Source organism: Pseudomonas sp. ADAK2 TE3594, from assembly GCF_053628675.1.
Window position 1 is genome coordinate 4,715,042 of the sequence record NZ_JBRJGV010000001.1, and the last position, 20,724, is coordinate 4,735,765.

A 20,724-nucleotide genomic window follows, 5' to 3' on the forward strand; every position below is an offset into this window, starting at 1 on the left:
TTCGCGGGCAAGCCTCGCTCCTACAAATAAAAGCTCCGGAGTTTTTCCCATGACGGCCCACGCCGACCTTTCGCCGACCCTCCAACTCGCCATCGACCTGATCCGCCGTCCGTCCGTGACGCCGGTCGACGCCGATTGCCAGAAGCAGATGATGCAGCGCCTGGGCGATGCCGGTTTCACACTGGAACCGATGCGCATCGAAGATGTGGATAACTTCTGGGCAACTCACGGTAAACACGAAGGCCCGGTGCTGTGCTTCGCCGGCCACACCGACGTGGTTCCGACCGGTCCGGTAACCGCCTGGCAGATCGATCCGTTCAACGCGGTGATCGACGAACACGGCATGCTCTGCGGCCGTGGCGCGGCCGACATGAAAGGCAGCCTCGCCTCCATGACCGTGGCAGCAGAACGTTTCGTCACCGATTACCCGGATCACAAGGGCAAGGTCGCGTTCCTGATCACCAGCGACGAAGAAGGCCCGGCGCACCACGGCACCAAAGCTGTGATCGAGCGCCTCGTCGCCCGTAAAGAGCGTCTGGACTGGTGCATCGTCGGCGAACCGTCGAGCACTACCCTGGTGGGTGACGTGGTCAAGAACGGCCGTCGCGGTTCCCTCGGCGCCAAATTGACCGTGCGCGGTGTGCAGGGTCACGTGGCCTATCCGCACCTGGCGAAGAACCCGATCCACCTCGCCGCCCCGGCGCTGGCCGAACTCGCCGCCGAGCACTGGGACCACGGCAACGATTTCTTCCCGCCGACCAGTTTCCAGATTTCCAACGTCAATTCCGGCACTGGCGCGACCAACGTGATCCCGGGTGATCTGGTGGCGGTGTTCAACTTCCGATTCTCCACCGAATCCACCGTCGAAGGCCTGCAAAAACGCGTCGCCGATATTCTCGACAAGCATGGTCTGGACTGGCACATCGACTGGGCGCTGTCCGGCCTGCCGTTCCTCACCGAACCGGGCGCCCTGCTCGACGCGGTGTCGGCGAGCATCAAGGACATCACCGGTCGCGAGACCAAGGCGTCCACCAGCGGCGGTACTTCCGACGGGCGCTTCATCGCGACCATGGGTACTCAGGTTGTCGAACTGGGCCCGGTCAACGCGACGATTCACCAGGTCAACGAGCGTGTGCTGGCGGCCGACCTCGACGTGCTGACCGAGATCTACTACCAGACCCTGATCAAGTTGCTCGCCTGATGCTTGCGTGTCCGATCTGCAGCGAACCGCTGAACGCGGTGGACAACGGCGTGGCCTGCCCCGCCGGGCATCGTTTCGACCGTGCGCGGCAGGGTTATCTGAACCTGTTGCCGGTGCAGCACAAAAACAGCCGTGACCCTGGGGATAACCTGGCGATGGTCGAAGCCCGTCGCGACTTTTTGAATGCCGGCCATTACGCGCCGGTGGCCAAGCGTCTGGCGGAACTGGCGGCGCAGTACGCGCCCCAGCGCTGGCTGGACATCGGTTGTGGCGAGGGTTACTACACCGCGCAAATTGCCGAAGCCTTGCCCAACGCCGATGGCTATGCGCTGGACATTTCCCGGGAAGCGGTCAAACGCGCCTGCAAACGCAACCCTGCGCTGACCTGGTTGATCGCCAGCATGGCGCGGGTGCCGTTGGCCTCAGGCAGCTGCCAGTTTCTCGCCAGTGTTTTCAGCCCGCTGGACTGGGAGGAAGCCAAACGCCTGCTCAGCCCCGGCGGCGGCTTGATGAAAGTCGGGCCGACCAGCGGACATCTGATGGAATTGCGCGAGCGGCTATACGACGAAGTGCGCGAGTACACCGACGACAAGCACTTGGCGCTGGTGCCGGAAGGCATGGCGCTGCAACACAGCGAAACCCTGGAATTCAAACTGACGCTGGTTAATGGTCAGGATCGCGCGAACCTGTTGGCCATGACACCCCACGGCTGGCGCGCCAGTGCCGAACGCCGGGCAGCGGTCATCGAACAGGCCGAGCCGTTCGAGGTCACCGTGTCGATGCGCTACGATTATTTTGTTCTTCAATAAACCCTTGAATTTTGGTCTTGAGCAAACAGCTTGAGGCCGGCTAAATCCGCGAATGGATTTTTCAGACCCGCAGTGAGGACATCCATGCGCCAACCCGATATCGAGATTTACCTGAAAGACGCCGACGTCGACTACAAGGCCATCGCGGCCTGGCTCGGCGCGGCTTTAGGCCCCTGCACCGACTGGGTTCAGAAAGGTCAGACCTACAAGTGCAAGGCCGGCAATGTGCCGGTCACCTGGCTGCCGAAAGCCGTCGGCAAATGGAACAGCCTGTACCTGGAAAGCGACCAGACCCCATGGGAAGACGACATCGCCTGCGCCCGCGCGGCCTTTGCCGCGCTGAACGTCGAAGTACGTTGCGCGCCGGGTAGCTGGGTCGAGGAAGAAGGTGAAGAGACGGCCGATCGCTGGATGCGGATCAGTGTTGATGGTGAAGAAGAGATCACCTGGAAAACCGCTTAAATCCCGTACAACGCGGATCAAATGTGGGAGCGGGCTTGCTCGCTCCCACATTGGTGTTGTGTGATGTGAAGAGTAGGGTTTACAGACCCACCACATCCTCAGCCTGCAAGCCCTTCTCCCCGGTCACCACCGCATACTCGACCTGCTGACCTTCAGCCAGGGAGCGATGCCCCTCGCCGCGAATCGCGCGGTAGTGCACGAACACGTCCACCCCGTCCTCACGCTGAATGAAGCCATAACCCTTGGCGTCGTTGAACCACTTCACATTGCCGGTTTCGCGCGTAGCCATGTCAGTACCCCCCTTGTTTTTATTTTGAACGGCCGAGTATATGACAGACGCCAAAACTCTCAACTCAAGTTTACTTCGCTGCTTTTTTGCCGATTTTCGACGAATACGGCACACTATCGCCCGCCCGAGCGATTGCTTGGTTTTTTCCACTCACGCAGAAGCCGTATGACCCGCTCCCCGTTCCGCCGTCTTGTGTTTGGCACCCTGCGCCGACTGCTGTACCTCTGGGTTCGCTCGGAGACGATCAACCAGTCGTCGTTCACCCTTGACCTCGACCGCAGCCGGCCGGTGTTCTACGTCCTGCAAAATCCTTCACTGACCGACCTCGCCGTGGTCGATACCGAATGCAGCAAGGCCGGCCTGCCGCGCCCGGTGTTGCCGGTATCGGTGGGTGCGCTGGTGGAACCCGCTGCATTCTTTTACCTGACACCGGAGCCCGATTGGCTCGGCCGTCAGGACAAACGCGGTGCGCCACCGACCCTGACCCGTCTGGTCAGCGCCCTGAGCCAGAACGCCGCCGAAGACGCGCAGATCATTCCAGTCAGCGTGTTCTGGGGCCAATCGCCGGACAGCGAGTCGAGCCCGTGGAAACTGCTGTTCGCCGACAGCTGGGCTGTTACCGGGCGTTTGCGTCGGCTGCTGAGCATCGTCGTGCTGGGGCGCAAGACCCGGGTGCAGTTCTCGGCGCCGATTCATCTGCGTGAACTGATCGATCACAACAAAGGCCACGAGCGCACTGTGCGCATGGCCCAGCGGATCCTGCGGGTGCACTTTCGCAACCTGAAAGCCGCGGTGATCGGCCCGGACATTTCCCACCGCCGTAACCTGGTCAAAGGCCTGCTCAATCAGCCATTGGTCAAACAGGCGATCCTCGACGAAGCCGAGCGCGAGAACATCTCGCCGGAAAAAGCCAAGGCCCAGGCCTTGCGCTACGGTAACGAGATCGCCTCGGACTACACCTACACCGCGATCCGCTTTCTGGAAGTGGTGCTGAGCTGGTTCTGGAACAAGATCTACGACGGCATCAAGGTCAACCACATCGAAGGTGTGCAGAAAGTCGCCCAGGGTCACGAAGTGATCTACGTGCCGTGCCATCGCAGCCACATCGACTACCTGCTGCTCTCCTATTTGCTGTTCCGCAACGGCCTGACCCCGCCGCACATTGCCGCCGGGATCAACCTCAACATGCCGGTGATCGGTAGCCTGCTACGGCGTGGCGGCGCGTTCTTCATGCGCCGCACCTTCAAGGGCAACCCGCTCTATACCTCGGTGTTCAACGAATACCTGCACACGCTGTTCACCAAAGGCTTCCCGGTCGAGTACTTCGTCGAGGGCGGCCGTTCGCGCACCGGGCGCATGCTGCAACCGAAAACCGGGATGCTCGCGATCACTCTGCGCAGCTTCCTGCGTTCGTCGCGCATGCCGATCGTCTTCGTGCCGGTGTACATCGGTTATGAGCGTGTGCTGGAAGGCCGCACCTACCTCGGCGAATTGCGTGGCGCGAGCAAGAAGAAAGAATCGATTTTCGACATTTTCAAAGTCATCGGCGCGCTCAAACAGCGCTTCGGTCAGGTCGCGGTCAACTTCGGTGAGCCGATCAAACTGGCGGAGTTCCTCGACAGCGAACAGCCAGACTGGCGCCAACAGGAGCTCGGGCCACAGTTCAAACCGGCCTGGCTCAACGAAACCACCAACCGCCTCGGCGAGAAAGTCGCACAGCATTTGAATGAAGCGGCAGCGATCAACCCGGTGAATCTGGTGGCCCTGGCGTTGCTGTCCACCAGCCGTCTGGCCCTGGACGATCGCGCCATGGCGCGGGTACTCGATCTGTATCTGGCACTGTTGCGCAAGGTTCCCTACTCCTCGCACACTACCCTGCCGGAGGGCGATGGTCGGGCGTTGATCGAGCACGTGAAGGACATGGACCTGCTGTCCGAGCAAAGCGATGCGCTGGGCAAGATTCTGTACCTGGACGAACAGAACGCCATCCTGATGACCTACTACCGCAACAACGTACTGCACATCTTCGCGTTGCCGTCGTTGCTGGCGAGTTTCTTCCAGAGCACCTCGCGCATGAGCCGCGAGCAGATCCTGCGCTACACACGCGCGCTGTATCCGTACCTGCAATCGGAGCTGTTCATTCGCTGGTCGATGGACGAACTCGATGCCGTTATCGATCAATGGCTCGAAGCCTTCGTCGAACAAGGCCTGCTGCGTTTCGAGAAAGACGTGTACCTGCGTCCGGCACCGAGCTCACGGCATTTCGTGCTGCTGACGCTGCTGTCGAAAAGCATCGCCCAGACCTTGCAGCGCTTCTACATGACCGTTTCCTTGCTGCTCAACAACGGCCAGAACAGCATCAGCGCCGAAGAACTGGAAGATCTGTGCACGGTCATGGCCCAGCGCCTGTCGATCCTCCACGGCCTGAACGCCCCGGAGTTCTTCGACAAGAGCCTGTTCCGTCACTTCATCCAGACGATGCTGGACCTCGACGTGCTGCGCCGCGACGAAGCCGGCAAGTTGAGCTATCACAAGCTGCTCGGCGAATTGGCCGAAGGCGCGGCCAAACGGGTATTGCCCGCGGAGATTCGTTTGTCGATCCGTCAGGTGGCGTTGCATCGCAGTGAAGATGCGGCAGAAACCGGTGCACTTACCGAAGTCTGAAACTTGCAGATAACTAACCGGAACGCACGGATGTTTTCCGGTTACTTGATTCATGAATTAATAGGCTCTTTTAACCGATCACGATAAGGACATCGCGATGAGCCTCTTAAATGATACGACTCCGCACATCACTGTAACTTTCAGCCTACCTCCAGACTTTGTCGCCGCCGATGATAGCGAGCGCGAAACCGTTATCAGCGTACGGACTGCCAACTCAACGCCGCCGATAAAAGTGCTGGACTGGCACCACCCTTCAATTGCCGATGGCCAATGGGATTTTTCATTCCCACACCTCTACAGCAACATCGGCGTCAAGTATCAGATCAACATCCAGATGTTCCACAATCGACAGGCGTTACTGCTGGAACAGGATTACTTCGTTATCGTGAATCGGCTGCCCCATCGCCAGACCCTGCATTTGAGCCCGATCGGGCTGTTGTATATCGAAGCTCAAGAGCCTGCGGCCTTCGCGACAGAACAGGCCGTGACTATCAGTCTGCATGAAAACGAGCAACCTGAAGTTCAACTGGTTCGCGTCAGCCACAATGAACAAACCGCCACTTCGTTTTACCTGAAGTACGATCCGGATAGCGTGTTACCCGGCAAACGTTACGCACTGACCGGCATCGAAAATCGTTATCACCAACGTATTAGCGTGTCTCCAAGTCAGGTCGAACTTGCGCCGGCATCGTACTTGCCACGTTCAAGTCGGTTACAGATGTTTTACCAGTGGCTGACCCGGCCATTACGTTTGTTCACGGACGATTTTGGCAAAATCCGCTAAATTCCTTTGAGCGCCTGGCTTCTTCCGGCGCTTATGTCATAGAGGCTCCGAATGAAAAAACTCCCTCTCGTCCTGCTGACTACCCTGCTCGGTGCCTGCCAGTCGACACAACCGACCGCCAACGCCAGCCTCGACGGCGAAGTGTTCTACTTGCAACGCATCGCCCTGCCACCGAGTGCAACCTTGAGCGTCAGTTTGCAAGATGTGTCCCTGGCCGACGCACCCGCGGTAGTGCTCGACGAGCAGAAAGGTCCGGTCAAAGGCCAGGTGCCGTTGCCGTTCCATTTGAGCTACGATCCGGCGCAGGTCAAACCCGGCCACCGCTACTCGGTCAGCGCGCGCATCGAAGTCAATGGCGAACTGATGTTCATCACCACTGAAAATCACGCCGTGCAACTGGACGGCAAAGATCGGCAACCCCTGAAAATCCGCGTCGACGCGGCCCGTTAATTCTATTTTCTGAACCTTTTTTTCTGAGCCTTTTTTCTAAATAAGGAAGCCGCCATGCTCCGCCCTACCCTTCGCTTCGCCGGCCTGTGCGCAGGCTTGATGATCTGCGCCAACGCCCTGGCAGGGTCTCTCAGTGACCTGTCGCAACAAGACGCCAGCGCAGGTCTCAAGGACGCTCTGACCCAAGGCGCGCAACTGGCCGTTAAACAACTCGGCACACCCGGCGGCTTCAGCAACAACCCTGACGTGAAGATCGAATTGCCGGGCAAGCTGGGTAAAGTCGCCAAGAAAATGAAACAGTTCGGCATGGGCGATCAAGTCGATCAACTGGAAACCAGTATGAACAAAGCGGCTGAAACGGCCGTGACACAGGCTCAGCCGATTCTGGTGGATGCGGTGAAGAAGATGACCGTGGAAGATGCCAAGGGGATCCTCAGCGGCGGCAAGGACTCGGCGACTCAGTACCTGAGCAAAACCAGCCGCGAGCAGATCCGCATCAAGTTCCTGCCGATCGTCAAACAAGCCACCGACCAGGTCGGTTTGGCCCAGCAGTACAACGCATTCGCCGGACAAGCCGCGACCTTGGGCGCGCTGGATGCGAAAAATGCCAACATCGAAAGCTACGTGACCGAGCAGGCGTTGAACGGTTTGTTCGAGATGATTGGCAAACAGGAAGAAACCATTCGCCAGAACCCTGCGGCGGCGGCGACCAGTTTGGCTAAGAAGGTGTTTGGTACGCTCTAAACCTCAACGCCTGTGGGAGCGAGCCTGCTCGCGATAGCGGTGTGTCAGCCACAGTTGATGTCGACTGACACGGCCTTATCGCGAGCAGGCTCGCTCCCACAAAAGATCAGACCGCCGACGCTGCCCGCAAGAAGAACACCCATTCGCGCCCCATCTTCCTTTTCTCGAATACCTTCAACTCAACCAACCCGTTCAGGGTGGCCGACGCGGTGTTGTAAGAGCAACTCAGATTCTCCTTCACATTGTCCGCCGTGAACTCCTTGGCCATTCCACTCTTGGCCACTTGGTATACGGTTCGCTGTTTCTCGGTGAGCTGATCGAAAAAACCTGACGCCAGCAGCCATCGATCAAAGCTTTCGGTATAGGCCAGGCTTTTCCGATAAGCCTCGGTAAAGGCGCTGACTGCCCGGAAGACGACTGAACACTGGAAATCGATGAAATAGGTCAGGTCCAGATCATCGGCTTCGGTATTCAGATATGAGCGCCCATATTTCACCGGCGCGTTGCGCAGCAACAGGCTGATCGCGATGTAGCGAAAGGCCGAGAAGTCATTCTTGAACATGAACCAGTAAAACAGTGCCCGCGCGACCCGACCGTTGCCATCGCGAAAAGGATGCTCATAGCCCAGCGCAAAATGCAGCGCGATACCTTTGATCAATGGATGAAGGTAATCCACTCGATCGGGATCGTCGTGAGACTGATTGACCCACTTCGACAACACCTGCAATCGTGACGCGAGCCCCGCCGCGGAGGGCGGCATATGAACGGTATTACCCTCGCCGTCCTGCACCACCACGTCATCGTTGACCCTGAAAGCACCCGGTGAATATTGCAGGTCATCGATACCTTCGACGCCAACACGATGCATCGCCGTGATCAACTCGACGTTCAAGGGTTCATAACGCTTTTCCCAGGCGAAGTTCATCATCTTGTAGTTGCCGATGACCATCCGCTCATCCGGCGTACGCGGCAGGCGCTTGCGCTTAAGCATGTCCTTGGCCACCCGGGTGGTGGTTGCCGCGCCTTCGAGCTGGCTGCTGCTGATCGCTTCGTCTTCGATCAGATCGTTGAGCAGATAGCTGAAATGCGCGCGCTCGCCGATCTGGCCCGTCATGTACTCCAACGCGGCCGTTGTGGCTTTCCGGTCGACGGCAGAAATAGCTTTCTGTGCCAATGGAGTCAGCACAAATTGGCCCCATTGAATGGGCTCGCCCAATGGCAAAAGGCTGGAATACTGCGCGGTCCGGGCTTTCTTGACCAAGGCCCAGCACAGATTCGAATCCAGCCCCGGCGCCCAGCGGTAGCGCAACTCATCGAACGGAAGATAGCGCCCCTGATCGTCCAGAGGCTTGAGCAGTGCGAGATAGTCCGAGAGGCGTTCCTTGTGGGGCGACTGCCCCAACAGATCGAACACCGGGTCGGATCTGCCCTTCAGCATGGGCGGTTTTTTCATTATCGGTGGCTCAGAAACTCACGAAATTGAGTCTTGAGTACAACAGCGCACCTACGTTGATTCAATATCAGACGGATCTGAAATATGTGTAGGAGCTTGGACCGCCTTCGCGGGCAAGCCTCGCTCCTACAAAAAGCCATCGGCATACACCCGCCCCTCCCCACTCAACAGGCCGAGCGTTAGCTCGCCTGCAGCTTTTGATCTTGATCCACCCGCCCCTTCGGGAGGCTGAGTGGAGGTGTTCATCTGGGGATTGGCGCGCAGCGCCGTTCGACGCAGTCGAACCCATCGCATGTAGGTTGAAGCGAAGCCAACCGTAGGGCGATGCCCCCAGATGGATACCGGAGCGAAGGAACGCCGAGCCTCAGCGAGGGGCCGGACGCTTGGGGCGAGACCTTTTGGTTCCTTTTGGGGCGTTTGCCAAAAGGGACTCGCCGTAAGGGCGAACCCCTAAGCCGCCGTTACCGCAGCAACGGATATGCCCCCCCCACCAACCAAGAGCATGGTCGGCCCGAAGGCCGCCAAGACCAAACAATCACACAGACTCTTTACGGACCCTGAACCAAGCCGCATACAGCGCAGGCAAAAACAGCAACGTCAACGCCGTCGCCACAATCAGCCCGCCCATGATCGCCACCGCCATCGGCCCGAAAAACACACTGCGAGACAATGGAATCATCGCCAACACCGCCGCCAACGCCGTCAGCACAATCGGCCGAAAACGCCGCACCGTCGCCTCGATAATCGCCTGCCAAGGCTTAAGCCCGGCAGCGATATCCTGCTCAATCTGATCCACCAGAATCACCGAGTTACGCATGATCATCCCGGACAAGGCGATCGTTCCAAGCATCGCCACAAAACCGAACGGCTGGCGGAACACCATCAGAAACAGCGTCACACCAATCAGCCCCAGTGGCGCCGTCAGAAACACCATCACCGTGCGTGAGAAACTGCGCAGTTGCAGCATCAGCAACGTCAGCACCACCACAATGAACAACGGCACGCCGGCCTTCACCGAGTTCTGCCCGCGAGCCGAGTCTTCCACCGTACCGCCGACGTCCAGCAGATAGCCGTCTGGCAGCTCGGCACGAATCGGATCGAGGGTCGGCATGATTTGCTGCACCAGCGTCGCCGGTTGTTCCTTGCCGTAGATGTCGGCGCGAACCGTCACGTTGGGCAGGCGGTTACGGTGCCAGATGATCCCTTCTTCAAAGCCGTACTCCAGCGTCGCAATCTGCGACAGCGCCACGCTGCGACCATTGTCGGTCGGCACGGCCAGGCTTGGCAGCAACGCCAATTCAGTGCGCTCATGCACCGTGCCGCGCAGCAGGATCTCGATCAATTCATTGTCTTCGCGGTACTGGCTGACGCTGGCACCGGTCAGCGAACTTCGCAGGAAACTCGAGAGGTTTGCCGTGCTCACGCCCAGCGCCCGGGCGCGGTCCTGATCGACGTTCAGGTAAACGACTTTGCTCGGCTCTTCCCAGTCCAGATGCACGTTGGCCACGTGTGGGTTCTCGCGAACCTTGGCCGCGACTTTACGGGCCAATGCGCGGACTTCCTCGATGTGCTCACCAGTGACCCGGAACTGCACCGGATAGCCAACCGGTGGGCCGTTCTCCAGCCGTGTAACCCGCGAGCGCAGCGCCGGGAATTGTTCGTTGAGGGTTTCAATCAGCCAGGTGCGCAGGGTTTCGCGGTCCTCGATGGTTTTGGCCAGGACGACAAACTGGGCAAAGCTCGCTGCCGGAAGTTGCTGATCCAGCGGCAGGTAGAAACGCGGCGAACCGGTGCCGACATAAGCCACGTAGTTGTCGATCCCGGCGTGATCCTTGAGCAGGCCTTCGAGGCGTTTGACCTCCTCGGCGGTGTTACTCAGGGAGGCACCTTCGGCCAGCTTCAGATCGACCATCAACTCCAGCCGCCCCGAAGCAGGGAAGAACTGCTGCGGCACGAAACGGAACAGCACCACTGAGGCGACGAACATCACGATGGTCAGGACGATCACCGTTTTGCGCCGGCGCACGCACCACTCCACCAGCCGTCTGACGCGCTGATAGAACGGCGTGCCATAAGGGTCGGGTTGGCCGTCGCCGGTGCCGTGTTTGGCGGCGTGAATTTTCGCCAGGTCTGGCAGGAGTTTTTCCCCCAGATAAGGCACAAAGACCACGGCGGCAACCCACGACGCCAACAGCGCGATGGTCACCACCTGGAAGATCGAGCGGGTGTATTCGCCGGTGCCCGATTGCGCGGTGGCAATTGGCAGGAAACCGGCAGCGGTGATCAACGTACCGGTGAGCATCGGAAACGCGGTGCTGGTCCAGGCATAGCTGGCGGCTTTGACCCGGTCGAAGCCCTGCTCCATTTTGATCGCCATCATTTCCACGGCGATGATCGCGTCGTCCACCAGCAACCCCAGCGCCAGTACCAGCGCGCCGAGGGAAATCTTGTGCAGGCCGATGCCTAAGTAATACATGCAGGCGAACGTCATCGCCAACACCAGCGGAATCGCCAGCGCTACGACCATGCCGGTGCGTACACCGAGCGAGAAGAAACTCACCAGCAACACAATCGCCAGCGCCTCCACCAGCACCTGGACGAACTCGCCGACACCGGTTTTCACCGCGGCGGGTTGATCGGACACCTTGCGCAGCTGCATGCCAGCCGGCAGGGTTTTCTGGATCCGGGCGAATTCGACTTCCAGCGCTTTGCCCAGAATCAGAATGTCGCCACCGCTTTTCATGGCCACGGCCAGGCCGATGGCGTCTTCAGCCATGAAGCGCATGCGCGGCGCCGGTGGATCGTTGAAGCCACGACGAACGTTCGCCACATCGCCGATGCGGAACGTGCGATCACCGACCCGGATCGGGAAGTTCTTGATCTCTTCGACCGTCTGAAAATTCCCCGAAACCCGTAGCTGCAAACGCTCGCTGGTGGTTTCGAAGAAACCTGCGTTGGACATCGCGTTCTGCTCTTCAAGCGCCTGCTGCACCGTCGCCAATGGCAACCCGAGGGTGGCCAGTTTGACGTTGGACAGTTCGATCCAGATCTTCTCGTCCTGCAGCCCGATCAGATCGACCTTGCCCACATCCTTGACCCGTTGCAGCTGAATCTGGATTCGGTCGGCGTAGTCCTTGAGCACCGCGTAATCAAAACCTTCGCCAGTCAGGGCGTAAATGTTGCCAAAGGTGGTGCCGAATTCATCGTTGAAAAACGGGCCCTGGATGCCCGGTGGCAGGGTCTGACGGATGTCGCCGATCTTCTTGCGGACCTGATACCAGAGGTCCGGGATTTCCACCGAATGCATGGAATCCCGCGCCATGAACGTCACTTGGGACTCGCCCGGGCGGGAGAACGAGGTGATCCGTTCGTACTCGCCGGTTTCCATCAGTTTCTTTTCAATACGCTCGGTAACCTGGCGCGACACTTCCTCAGCCGTGGCCCCCGGCCAGTTGGTGCGAATCACCATGGCTTTGAAGGTGAACGGCGGGTCTTCACTTTGGCCCAGCTTGGTGTAGGACAACGCGCCGACGACGGCCAGCAAGAGCATCAGAAACAGTACGATCTGGCGGTTACGCAGCGCCCATTCGGAAAGATTGAAACCCATCGGGGATTACTCCTTGTGCGCCAGATTGACCACACGGTTGGAGCGATCCACCGGGCGTACTTGCTGCCCGTCGTGAAGCACATGAACACCGGCCGCCACCACCCAGTCGCTGGCGTTCAGGCCTTCAAGCACCGGCACGGTTTTCTCGCCGAATGCACCGACCCGCACCGGGGCTTTCTTCAGGGTGTTGTTGGCGCCGACCACCCACACATAAGTGGCACCGTTTTCCGCAGTGACCGCCGACAACGGCACCGACAACGACACCGCATCGGCGGTCTGGATGTACACCCGGGCACTCTGGCCCAGTTCGGCGGGAACCTTGCCAGCGGTAAATGCAATGCGAGCGGCGAAGGTGCGCGATTTCGGGTCGGCCGCAGGCGACAACTCACGGATGCGTCCGGGGAAACGTTGATCGGGTTGGGTCCAGAGTTCCACCGAGACCGGTTGGCCGACCTTGAAGCGACCAAAACTCTGCTCCGGCAGGCTGATCAACACTTCGCGTTCGCCATCGGTGGCGAGGGTAAACACGGTTTGCCCGGCCGCCACCACTTGCCCGACTTCAACCGCACGTTTGGCCACCACGCCATCCTGCGGCGCGCGCAGCACCGCATAACTGGCCTGATTGGTCGATACGTTGAATTCGGCTTTGATTTGCTTGAGGCGTGCTTCGCCGGAGCGATAGAGGTTTTCCGCATTGTCGTACTGCGAACGGCTGACCATCTGCCGCTCCATCAGGGTCTTGTAGCGATCACGCTCGGTGCGCACCAGGTTCAGGTTGGCTTCTGCGGCCGCGACTTGGGCACGGGTGGCTTCCAGTTGCAGGCGCACGTCCTGAGGATCCAGTTCCGCCAAGGGTTGATCAGCCTTGACCCGCTGGCCTTCCTCGACCAGTCGTCGGCTGACTTTGCCGCCAATGCGGAAGGCCAGATCTGGTTCATAGCGCGCGCGGACTTCACCGGGATAACTTTCCATGGCCTGAGCCGAGGGCTCTGGCTGTACGACCATGGCCGGGCGGACGGTGACTTGAGGCGCCTCTTCATGGCCACACGCAGACAATAAAAAAGCCAGACTGACCGGCAATGCGAGGGGCAAGGCATAGCGGAACATGGTGAAGGACCTTTCGCTAATGGTGCTTTGAATAATTATACTGACCAGTATGTTATTAATAGCAAACTCACCAGTCCAGTATTAAAGCGAAGAATGTCTAACAATCTTTCAACACCCAGTGGTCCGGGCCGCCCCAAGGATCTTGCCAAGCGCCAGGCAATCCTCGATGCGGCGAAAATCCTGTTTCTGAGTAAGGGTTACGCCAATACCAGCATGGATGCCGTGGCGACCGAGGCCGGCGTGTCGAAGCTGACGGTCTACAGCCATTTCAACGACAAGGAGACACTGTTCTCCGCCGCCGTGGTGGCCAAGTGCGAAGAGCAACTGCCACCGCTGTTTTTTGAATTGCCGGACGGCATTGCGGTGGAATCCGTGCTGCTGAACATCGCGCGCGGCTTTCATCAACTGATCAACAGCGACGAATCGGTGAACCTGCATCGGCTGATGATGACGCTGGGCAGCCAGGACCCGAAACTCTCGCTGATCTTCTTCGAAGCCGGACCAGAGCGCATGTTGCATGGCATGGAGCGGTTGCTGACCAAGGTCGATCAGAGCGGCGTGTTGAGCATCGATAAACCGCGCAATGCGGCAGAGCATTTCTTTTGCCTGCTCAAGGGCGCGGGGAATTTCCGGCTGCTGTATGGCTGTGGCGAGCCGGTGACCGGGGATGCGGCTGAAGCCCATGTGCGGGAAGTGGTGGGGTTGTTTATGCGGGCTTATCGGCCGGAGTCGGTCTGATCGATTTGTAGTGTCTGGGCCGACGCCATCGCGGGCAAGCCCGCTCCCACAGTGGATTTAGGGTAATCACACATTTTGTGTCCACCACAAATCTAATGTGGGAGCGAGCCTGCTCGCGATGGGGGCGACACGGTCTCAGGGCTTGAGCGCTTTCTTCGGATAAATGTCATACCGGCTAGATTTGCCATCCAGCGCATGACTCGGCTTCGGCCCGTCAATGCACGGTGCCTTGCGCGGGCGCTTGACCACCACCCGGTGACTGGCCAGGGCCAATGCCGCTTCGAGCAATGCCGGCGCATCCGGGTCATCGCCGACCAGCGGCCGGAACAAGCGCATTTCCTTCTTCACCAACGCGGTTTTCTCGCGATGGGGAAACATCGGGTCGAGGTAAATCACCTGCGGCGGCTCGCCTTCCCAGTTGCGCATCACTTCGATCGAGTTGCCCTTGAGCAAACGCATCCGCGCCACGATCGGCGCCACGTCGAAGTCTTCCGCGCCGCGCGCCAGGCCATCTTCAAGCAACGCGCCGATCAGCGGCTGGCGCTCGATCAGGCTCATCTCGCAGCCCAGGCTGGCCAGCACGAACGCGTCCTTGCCCAGCCCCGCCGTAGCATCCAGCACCCTCGGGCGCACGCCTTGGGCGACGCCGACCGCCTTGGCGATCATCTGACCGCTGCCGCCGCCGTACAACCGACGATGGGCCGCACCGCCCTCGACAAAATCCACCCGCACCGGTCCCGGTGCGTCCGGCCCCAGTTGTTGCAGCTGCAACCCCTGCTCGCCCACCTGCAAGGCAAACTCACCGTCATCCACCTGCAACGGCAACCCCAGGCGCTCGGCCCATTGCTCGGCCTGTGGCTGAAAGGTCGTGCCCAAGGCCTCGACATGGATGCGGCAGGCCGCAGGTTGCTCAATCATGGAAAACACGCTCGAAAAAATTAATGATCGGCAAAAACGGCCGATAACCAAACTATCGAGCATTTTGCCAGAGCTGAGCGTCGACCGAGAGAAATGTCAGACATTCAACGCACATCGATAGGTTACATCTCGCCCCACGGCGATTTTGGCCTGCGAAATTCCCAAGCACTGAGCGGCGTCAGTCACCTGTGGCAGGATTTTTTTGCCCAGGCTCTGGCCGATCAGTCGAGTGATGTTGCGCCCGCGTCTGGCACCTTCCCACCGGTCGATCTCGACAGCCCGGTCGAACCGACCGTTGGCAGCGAGCTGCTGGCACACATCATTTCCCAGCGCGAATGTGATGTAACAGAAACCGCAGTCCGCCCACCCGAGCCTCTGTTCCTGCCGATTGCCGAGTTCGAAATGGACTTGGCCGACAAACCGTTCCCGCCGTTCCCGCCGCAAGAAATCGTCGCGCAACAGAAACAACAGGACTTCGAAAGCGGCTGGGTACGCCCAATCGTGCTCACTGCCGGTCAACCGCTGCCAGAGCCTGCCACCGCACCGCAACCGCGTCCGCTGCACTTGCCAATCGCCGAGTTCGAACTCGATCTGCTGGACAAGCCGTTCCCGCCGTTCTCGCCCGAAGAGCTGGTGGAACAACAGAAACAACTCGATTTCGATAACGGCTGGGCACGCCCGATCGTTCTGCAGAACCTGCGCATCGCCGCATAATCCTTCAGCGGCACCGCCACCACGGCCCGACATCCACATGAAAGTGATTGCGATGGGCGGCGTTGTAGTCCGGGCTCAATACCACACTGAACATGTCGCACGCACCGTCGCGGACCTGATGGAGAAATCTCGCGTCCTGGTTATCCTTCGGCCAATCCTTGAGCACGCTGACGAATCGGCCGTCCGCCAGCCGGAATCCGCTGATATCCAGCGCATCGGCAGTGGCATGCTGGCTGCGTCTGCCGTTTTCACGGTTGTAGACGTTACGACAGGCGAAGCTGCCGAGATGGTCGACCCGTTTCACAGCCTGCCCGTAGACAGCCTGAGCCGCCGGTTGCAGGGCGTGGCGCTCGAACAAGGCGAACGCTACTGCCAGGCTGCAACTGGCGAGGAAACTGCTGCTCAGCGCCGCCTCGCCACTTTGCACACGCAAGGTGTTGGTCAACGGGCAAGTCGCGTCCGGGTTGTCGGCCTGACGGGCCACCCGCAAACCTGAGCTGCTCAGAACCTGGTCGCATAACTGCGGGTCATCGCGCAGGCGCATCAGTTTGTAGCGGGTCAGCAGGTTCGGTTCGGCCTTTACGTCCAGCGGCGCCCATGGGTTCCATTGCGCAGGAATGGAAACCCAGCCGCGCCAGACGCTTAACCCGGCAGCGCCGATGATCAACAGCACCAGCAACAGCCCCCACCGAAACCGCATCGTCAGCCTTTGAACAATTGATTGGCCTTCTGGAACGGCATCGAGCGGGAGGTAAAGCCGAAGGTCCCGTGTTGCTGGATTTCCTCGGCGGCGCGGAAGAACTCGCCATACGCCGCCAAAGCCAGGGCCGAACCGACGCTGATGCGTTTGACGCCCATTTCACTCAACTGCTCGACCGTCAGCTTGAGCCCGCCGGACATCAATACATTGACCGGTTTCGGCGCCACGGCTCGGACCACCGCCAAGACCTCTTCAGCGCTGCGCAGGCCCGGTGCGTAAAGCACGTCGGCTCCCGCCTCGGCGAATGCCTGCAAGCGTCGAATGGTATCGTCGAGGTCAGGATTGCCGTGCAGAAAGTTCTCGGCACGCGCCGTCAGCACGAAGGGAAAAGGCAAACTGCGAGCCGCCGCGACGGCCGCTTCGATACGCGCCACGGCATGCTCGAAGCAGTAGATCGGACCGTCTTCGCGCCCCGTGGCATCTTCGATCGAACCGCCAACGGCACCGGCCTTGGCTGCCCGCAGAATACTTTGGGCGCAGTCTGCGGGGGCATCGGCAAAACCGTTTTCGAGATCCACCGCTACCGGCAGATCAGTGGCCGCGACAATCGCTTCAACGTTCGCCAGGGTCTCGTCGAGCGTCAACCCACCATCGGGACGCCCCCGGGAAAAGGCGTAACCGGCACTGGTGGTCGCCAGCGCCTCGAAGCCAAGGCTGGCGAGCATTTTCGCCGAGCCGGCGTCCCAAGGGTTGGGAATGACAAAAGCGCCCTCGCGTTCGTGCAGTGCTTTGAACGCCTGGGCTCGAAGGGTTTGCGCATCCATTGGCAGACTCCTGAAAAAGGGGAAAGATGAACCGCTTTTCGTAGGAGCCAGGCTTGCCGGCGAAGGCGCACTCAAGGACGCCTTCGCCGGCAAGCCTGGCTCCTACAGCTGGGAAAGAAGCCGCTTCAGAGCAAGCCAAGTTGCTCGGCGGCGGGTTCTCTGTATAGCTCAGGTAGCGGCGGCAAGCCAGGCAAACGCAGCATCAGTTGTGCGTGAAAACGTTGTGCCAGTTTCGCTGCCAGCAGGTTATCGGCGGTGTGCAGGAAGATATAGGGCATGCGGCCCTCTTCGATCCAGACAGCGATTTTCTCGACCCACGGCACCAGGAATGGATCGTTGGCTTCAAGCACAGGATGGCCGATGAAACGCACCTGTGGAAACTGAGTAAACGCCGCGGGTCGAGGCGGCACCCTGGGCTTTTTCGATTGGGCGTGGAGCACCGAAGGATCGGTCGAGGTGCAGCTGAACAGCGCTCGCGGATCGAGGCAGATGCGCTCGACACCGCGGTCCAGCAACAGGCGATTGAGCATCCGCTCGGCATCGCCCTTGGCGAAGAACTCATCGTGCCGCACTTCGACCGCCAAAGGCCGGTCCACCGCATCGATAAAGCCGGCCAACTCGGACAAGCGTTGAGGGGTGAAGCTTTTGGACAATTGCAGCCAGAGGGGAGAAACCCGTTCACCCAGAGGGCTGAGCAATTGCAGAAAAGTCTCGGCGGCGGTCAATTGTTCGCGCAGGTCACCGCTGTGGCTGATGTCGCCGGGGAATTTGGCGGTGAAACGAAAGTGTTCGGGCATGATTTCGGCCCAACGCTGCACAGTGGCGGCAGAGGGGCTCGCGTAGAAGGTCGTATTGCCTTCCACGGCGTTGAACACTTGAGAATAAAGATTGAGAAACTCGGTGGGCCTGGCGTCTTGTGGATACAAGTAATCGCGCCAGGCGTTTTCACTCCAGGACGGGCAGCCGAGGTAGTAAGGCTGCAGCATCAGATGTACAGGTCGAGACCCAGTACATCCGCTTCCCAATCGACAAAAGTGGCGGTGCTCAGGTAACTGGCCAGTGCCATCGCCACGCTTTTGCTCATGGCGCGGTGATAAATCATGTCTTGTTGACGCGCGGGGAGATTGCTCAGGCGTTGTGCGGAAGCTTTGGCGGCGCGAGCGGCCAATTGCTCTTCGGTAGGGAATTCCAGCTCGCCGTCGATATCGACGTAGTCGTCATCCGCCACAGGGCCTTTGCGGGGCTTGCGCTTGATGGGGTAGGACTGGGAGGAAACGCCGTCTATACGCATGAGTACATGTCCGGTATCAGTGATGGCAGCTTAGTGGCACATAGCCCACTTCGCAAACTGCCGAGTGATAACTAGAACACAGAAAAGCGAAAAGGTTTAAAAGCGCAGGTTAGAAAGTGACGATTGGCTAGAGATGAAATGCTGATTGTGGCGAGGGGGCTTGCCCCCGTTGGGTCGCGAAGCGGCCCCAAAAACCACCACCACATTCCCCTGACACACCGCATTGGCTGGTTTTGCGACTGCTTCGCAGCCGAACGGGGGCAAGCCCCCTCGCCACAGGACCGTGTGGATTAACGCGCTTTGGGCGTCGCGACTTTATCGCGCAGATACACCGGCTGCGCCTCATCGGCCACGATCGCTTCACCGCGCTCCCAGGCAAAGCGCGCCAGGGTCAGCAGGTCTTCGGCGTGGGGCAGCATGCCGGCATCCGAGCCGCTCAGGTTGACGGCAATGCGCTCGGCATAGCCCCAACCGGTGCCCGCGCCGAACCACTCGCCGCTGGCATCGGCCGGCAATGCGGCGACTTCGGGTGGCAACACAGCTTCGTTGCCCACCAACCGCATCTCCCCCGCCGTTTCGCGGTAGCACCCCCAATACACCTCATCCATGCGCGCATCGATAGCTGCCGCGACTTGGCTGACGCCGTGTTCGCGATAGGCCCGCTGGGCGAGTACGGCGAGATTGGAGACCGGCAACACCGGGCGATCCAGCGCAAACGCCAGACCTTGCACCACGCCGATGGCGATCCGCACACCGGTGAACGCGCCCGGTCCACGGCCGAAGGCAATGGCATCGACCGCTTGCAGCGTGGTCCCGGCATCGGCCAGCAGTTGCTGGATCATCGGCAGCAGCTTCTGCGCATGCAGGCGCGGGATCACCTCGTAATGACTCGTGACGTTGCCGTCATGCAGCAAGGCAACGGAGCAAGCTTCAGTCGCGGTGTCCAGGGCCAGCAAGGTGCTCATCGATGTTTCCGTAAGAGAGGTCAGAAAAAGTGCGCCAGTATAAACAACTACGGCCCGCAAGCGGGCCGTAGAAGATGAAGCCGATCAGACTTTTCAGCTCAGTGCTTCAAGCACCTTGCCGGTGATCACTTCAACCGAGCCAACACCCGGAATATGGCTGTATTTCGGCTTGCCCTGCGCAGAGGCCAGCCCCTGGTAGAACTCTACCAGTGGTTTGGTCTGGGAGTGGTAGACCGACAGGCGATGACGCACGGTTTCTTCGGTGTCGTCCTTGCGCTGCACCAGCTCTTCACCGGTGATGTCGTCTTTGCCGGCGATTTTCGGCGGGTTGTAGACGGTGTGGTACACGCGGCCGCTGGCCTCGTGAACGCGACGACCGGCGATACGCTGAACGATTTCTTCGTCATCGACGGCGATTTCGACCACGTTGTCCAGTTCCACACCAGCATCTACCAGCGCTTCAGCTTGCGGAATGGTGCGCGGGAAACCGTCGAACAGGAAACCATTGGCACAGTCAGGCTGCGCGATACGGTCCTTGACCAAAGCGATGATCAGATCGTCGGAGACCAGACCACCGGCATCCATGATGCCCTTGGCTTTAACACCCAGCTCGGTACCGGCTTTTACAGCAGCACGCAGCATGTCGCCGGTAGAGATTTGCGGAATGCCGAATTTCTCGGTGATGAACTTAGCCTGAGTACCTTTACCGGCCCCGGGAGCTCCCAGCAGAATGACGCGCATTAGATGTGCTCCTCAATTTTTTATTTAGAATAACTTAAACAAAACAATGGATTCGCCACGTGGGGCCAATCTCAGAAATAGGGTCGTGACCGCCCAAACGGTCAAAGGCTGATCAAGATACACAGCAGGCCCTGCCCACACAAGCCGCCGAAAGTCGGAGAAACCCGCACCTGATGAGACCTTGCGAAGGGGTAACCCAAGTCGCAACCCCATCATTAACTGTCGCGTGACAGACCTTTTCGACCGCTCGCCAGCAGGCACTC

The 20,724-nt window shown here is 59.6% G+C and carries 20 protein-coding genes; 9 read left to right on the plus strand and 11 right to left on the minus strand.

The window, feature by feature from the left end; genetic code table 11:
- The first annotated feature begins 49 nt into the window (after positions 1–49).
- From dapE to AB7M22_RS21025, 3 genes are all read left to right on the plus strand, one after another.
- On the plus strand, positions 50–1,201 hold the full coding sequence (gene dapE, locus AB7M22_RS21015) for a succinyl-diaminopimelate desuccinylase (RefSeq protein ID WP_454187670.1): 1,152 nt from the start codon (positions 50–52) through the stop codon (positions 1,199–1,201).
- The gene (locus AB7M22_RS21020) at positions 1,201–2,010 is read left to right on the plus strand and encodes a putative RNA methyltransferase (RefSeq protein WP_447788527.1); all 810 of its coding nucleotides are present in this window, start codon (positions 1,201–1,203) and stop codon (positions 2,008–2,010) included. The genes dapE and AB7M22_RS21020 overlap by 1 nt, the downstream gene beginning before the upstream one ends.
- An 84-nt stretch (positions 2,011–2,094) precedes the next feature.
- Positions 2,095–2,472 (plus strand): hypothetical protein, encoded by a 378-nt coding sequence (locus AB7M22_RS21025; protein ID WP_038979139.1) that lies wholly within the window; start codon positions 2,095–2,097, stop codon positions 2,470–2,472.
- A 79-nt stretch (positions 2,473–2,551) separates the two neighbouring features.
- On the opposite strand, the gene AB7M22_RS21030 is transcribed toward AB7M22_RS21025, so the two are convergent.
- Positions 2,552–2,761, minus strand: a complete 210-nt coding sequence (locus AB7M22_RS21030; protein ID WP_010462862.1) for a cold-shock protein — start codon at positions 2,759–2,761, stop codon at positions 2,552–2,554.
- 165 nt (positions 2,762–2,926) lie between these two features.
- On the opposite strand from AB7M22_RS21030, the gene plsB reads away from it, so the two are divergent.
- The 4 genes from plsB to AB7M22_RS21050 all read left to right on the plus strand — a co-directional run bounded on the left by plsB (position 2,927) and on the right by AB7M22_RS21050 (position 7,403).
- Positions 2,927–5,425 (plus strand): glycerol-3-phosphate 1-O-acyltransferase PlsB, encoded by a 2,499-nt coding sequence (gene plsB / locus AB7M22_RS21035; protein ID WP_454187671.1) that lies wholly within the window; start codon positions 2,927–2,929, stop codon positions 5,423–5,425.
- 97 nt (positions 5,426–5,522) lie between these two features.
- Positions 5,523–6,209: a hypothetical protein gene (locus tag AB7M22_RS21040; protein WP_454187672.1), complete on the plus strand. Its 687-nt coding sequence runs from the start codon at positions 5,523–5,525 to the stop codon at positions 6,207–6,209.
- 51 nt (positions 6,210–6,260) lie between these two features.
- Positions 6,261–6,659, plus strand: coding sequence for a YbaY family lipoprotein (locus AB7M22_RS21045; RefSeq protein WP_454187673.1), 399 nt, complete (start codon positions 6,261–6,263; stop codon positions 6,657–6,659).
- A 54-nt stretch (positions 6,660–6,713) separates the two neighbouring features.
- Entirely contained in the window at positions 6,714–7,403 is a 690-nt protein-coding gene (locus tag AB7M22_RS21050; protein ID WP_008015064.1) for a DUF4197 domain-containing protein, read from the plus strand.
- Positions 7,404–7,509: 106 nt separating this feature from the next.
- Here the strand turns inward: AB7M22_RS21050 and AB7M22_RS21055 are convergent, their stop codons facing one another.
- From AB7M22_RS21055 to AB7M22_RS21065, 3 genes are all read right to left on the minus strand, one after another.
- Positions 7,510–8,856 (minus strand): Fic family protein, encoded by a 1,347-nt coding sequence (locus AB7M22_RS21055; protein ID WP_454187674.1) that lies wholly within the window; start codon positions 8,854–8,856, stop codon positions 7,510–7,512.
- Positions 8,857–9,391: 535 nt separating this feature from the next.
- Complete coding sequence (locus AB7M22_RS21060) at positions 9,392–12,463, minus strand: efflux RND transporter permease subunit (protein WP_454187675.1); 3,072 nt, start codon at positions 12,461–12,463, stop codon at positions 9,392–9,394.
- A 6-nt stretch (positions 12,464–12,469) separates the two neighbouring features.
- Positions 12,470–13,570, minus strand: a complete 1,101-nt coding sequence (locus AB7M22_RS21065; RefSeq protein ID WP_454187676.1) for an efflux RND transporter periplasmic adaptor subunit — start codon at positions 13,568–13,570, stop codon at positions 12,470–12,472.
- Between the two features lie 93 nt (positions 13,571–13,663).
- On the opposite strand from AB7M22_RS21065, the gene AB7M22_RS21070 reads away from it, so the two are divergent.
- The gene (locus tag AB7M22_RS21070) at positions 13,664–14,308 is read left to right on the plus strand and encodes a TetR/AcrR family transcriptional regulator (protein WP_454187677.1); all 645 of its coding nucleotides are present in this window, start codon (positions 13,664–13,666) and stop codon (positions 14,306–14,308) included.
- A gap of 135 nt (positions 14,309–14,443) precedes the next feature.
- Here AB7M22_RS21070 and AB7M22_RS21075 read toward each other — a convergent pair whose 3' ends face one another.
- Positions 14,444–15,226 (minus strand): class I SAM-dependent methyltransferase, encoded by a 783-nt coding sequence (locus AB7M22_RS21075; protein ID WP_008012270.1) that lies wholly within the window; start codon positions 15,224–15,226, stop codon positions 14,444–14,446.
- Positions 15,227–15,319: 93 nt separating this feature from the next.
- Here AB7M22_RS21075 and AB7M22_RS21080 point away from each other — a divergent pair, with 93 nt between their 5' ends.
- Complete coding sequence (locus AB7M22_RS21080) at positions 15,320–15,940, plus strand: energy transducer TonB (RefSeq protein ID WP_454187678.1); 621 nt, start codon at positions 15,320–15,322, stop codon at positions 15,938–15,940.
- A gap of 4 nt (positions 15,941–15,944) precedes the next feature.
- On the opposite strand, the gene AB7M22_RS21085 is transcribed toward AB7M22_RS21080, so the two are convergent.
- The 6 genes from AB7M22_RS21085 to adk form a co-directional block, all read right to left on the minus strand.
- Positions 15,945–16,640, minus strand: a complete 696-nt coding sequence (locus tag AB7M22_RS21085) for an extensin-like domain-containing protein (protein ID WP_454187679.1) — start codon at positions 16,638–16,640, stop codon at positions 15,945–15,947.
- 2 nt (positions 16,641–16,642) lie between these two features.
- Positions 16,643–17,464, minus strand: a complete 822-nt coding sequence (locus AB7M22_RS21090) for an isocitrate lyase/PEP mutase family protein (RefSeq protein WP_007906280.1) — start codon at positions 17,462–17,464, stop codon at positions 16,643–16,645.
- Between the two features lie 125 nt (positions 17,465–17,589).
- Positions 17,590–18,450, minus strand: a complete 861-nt coding sequence (locus AB7M22_RS21095) for a DUF72 domain-containing protein (RefSeq protein WP_454187680.1) — start codon at positions 18,448–18,450, stop codon at positions 17,590–17,592.
- Positions 18,450–18,755 (minus strand): hypothetical protein, encoded by a 306-nt coding sequence (locus AB7M22_RS21100; protein ID WP_454187681.1) that lies wholly within the window; start codon positions 18,753–18,755, stop codon positions 18,450–18,452. The genes AB7M22_RS21095 and AB7M22_RS21100 overlap by 1 nt, the downstream gene beginning before the upstream one ends.
- Positions 18,756–19,045: 290 nt before the next feature.
- Positions 19,046–19,720: a tRNA (adenosine(37)-N6)-threonylcarbamoyltransferase complex dimerization subunit type 1 TsaB gene (gene tsaB / locus AB7M22_RS21105; protein WP_454187682.1), complete on the minus strand. Its 675-nt coding sequence runs from the start codon at positions 19,718–19,720 to the stop codon at positions 19,046–19,048.
- A gap of 93 nt (positions 19,721–19,813) precedes the next feature.
- Positions 19,814–20,461, minus strand: coding sequence for an adenylate kinase (gene adk / locus AB7M22_RS21110; protein ID WP_454187683.1), 648 nt, complete (start codon positions 20,459–20,461; stop codon positions 19,814–19,816).
- Positions 20,462–20,724 lie beyond the last annotated feature (263 nt).

Coding starts and splice junctions, on each gene's coding strand:
- dapE (WP_454187670.1), top strand. CDS start 50: ATGACGGCCCACGCCGACCTTTCGCCGACCCTCCAACTCGCCATCGAC.
- AB7M22_RS21100 (WP_454187681.1), bottom strand. CDS start 18,755: ATGCGTATAGACGGCGTTTCCTCCCAGTCCTACCCCATCAAGCGCAAG.
- AB7M22_RS21040 (WP_454187672.1), top strand. CDS start 5,523: ATGAGCCTCTTAAATGATACGACTCCGCACATCACTGTAACTTTCAGC.
- AB7M22_RS21060 (WP_454187675.1), bottom strand. CDS start 12,463: ATGGGTTTCAATCTTTCCGAATGGGCGCTGCGTAACCGCCAGATCGTA.
- AB7M22_RS21095 (WP_454187680.1), bottom strand. CDS start 18,450: ATGCTGCAGCCTTACTACCTCGGCTGCCCGTCCTGGAGTGAAAACGCC.
- AB7M22_RS21070 (WP_454187677.1), top strand. CDS start 13,664: ATGTCTAACAATCTTTCAACACCCAGTGGTCCGGGCCGCCCCAAGGAT.
- plsB (WP_454187671.1), top strand. CDS start 2,927: ATGACCCGCTCCCCGTTCCGCCGTCTTGTGTTTGGCACCCTGCGCCGA.
- AB7M22_RS21080 (WP_454187678.1), top strand. CDS start 15,320: ATGTCAGACATTCAACGCACATCGATAGGTTACATCTCGCCCCACGGC.
- adk (WP_454187683.1), bottom strand. CDS start 20,461: ATGCGCGTCATTCTGCTGGGAGCTCCCGGGGCCGGTAAAGGTACTCAG.
- AB7M22_RS21085 (WP_454187679.1), bottom strand. CDS start 16,640: ATGCGGTTTCGGTGGGGGCTGTTGCTGGTGCTGTTGATCATCGGCGCT.
- AB7M22_RS21075 (WP_008012270.1), bottom strand. CDS start 15,226: ATGATTGAGCAACCTGCGGCCTGCCGCATCCATGTCGAGGCCTTGGGC.
- AB7M22_RS21065 (WP_454187676.1), bottom strand. CDS start 13,570: ATGTTCCGCTATGCCTTGCCCCTCGCATTGCCGGTCAGTCTGGCTTTT.
- AB7M22_RS21030 (WP_010462862.1), bottom strand. CDS start 2,761: ATGGCTACGCGCGAAACCGGCAATGTGAAGTGGTTCAACGACGCCAAG.
- AB7M22_RS21050 (WP_008015064.1), top strand. CDS start 6,714: ATGCTCCGCCCTACCCTTCGCTTCGCCGGCCTGTGCGCAGGCTTGATG.
- tsaB (WP_454187682.1), bottom strand. CDS start 19,720: ATGAGCACCTTGCTGGCCCTGGACACCGCGACTGAAGCTTGCTCCGTT.
- AB7M22_RS21020 (WP_447788527.1), top strand. CDS start 1,201: ATGCTTGCGTGTCCGATCTGCAGCGAACCGCTGAACGCGGTGGACAAC.
- AB7M22_RS21055 (WP_454187674.1), bottom strand. CDS start 8,856: ATGAAAAAACCGCCCATGCTGAAGGGCAGATCCGACCCGGTGTTCGAT.
- AB7M22_RS21090 (WP_007906280.1), bottom strand. CDS start 17,464: ATGGATGCGCAAACCCTTCGAGCCCAGGCGTTCAAAGCACTGCACGAA.
- AB7M22_RS21045 (WP_454187673.1), top strand. CDS start 6,261: ATGAAAAAACTCCCTCTCGTCCTGCTGACTACCCTGCTCGGTGCCTGC.
- AB7M22_RS21025 (WP_038979139.1), top strand. CDS start 2,095: ATGCGCCAACCCGATATCGAGATTTACCTGAAAGACGCCGACGTCGAC.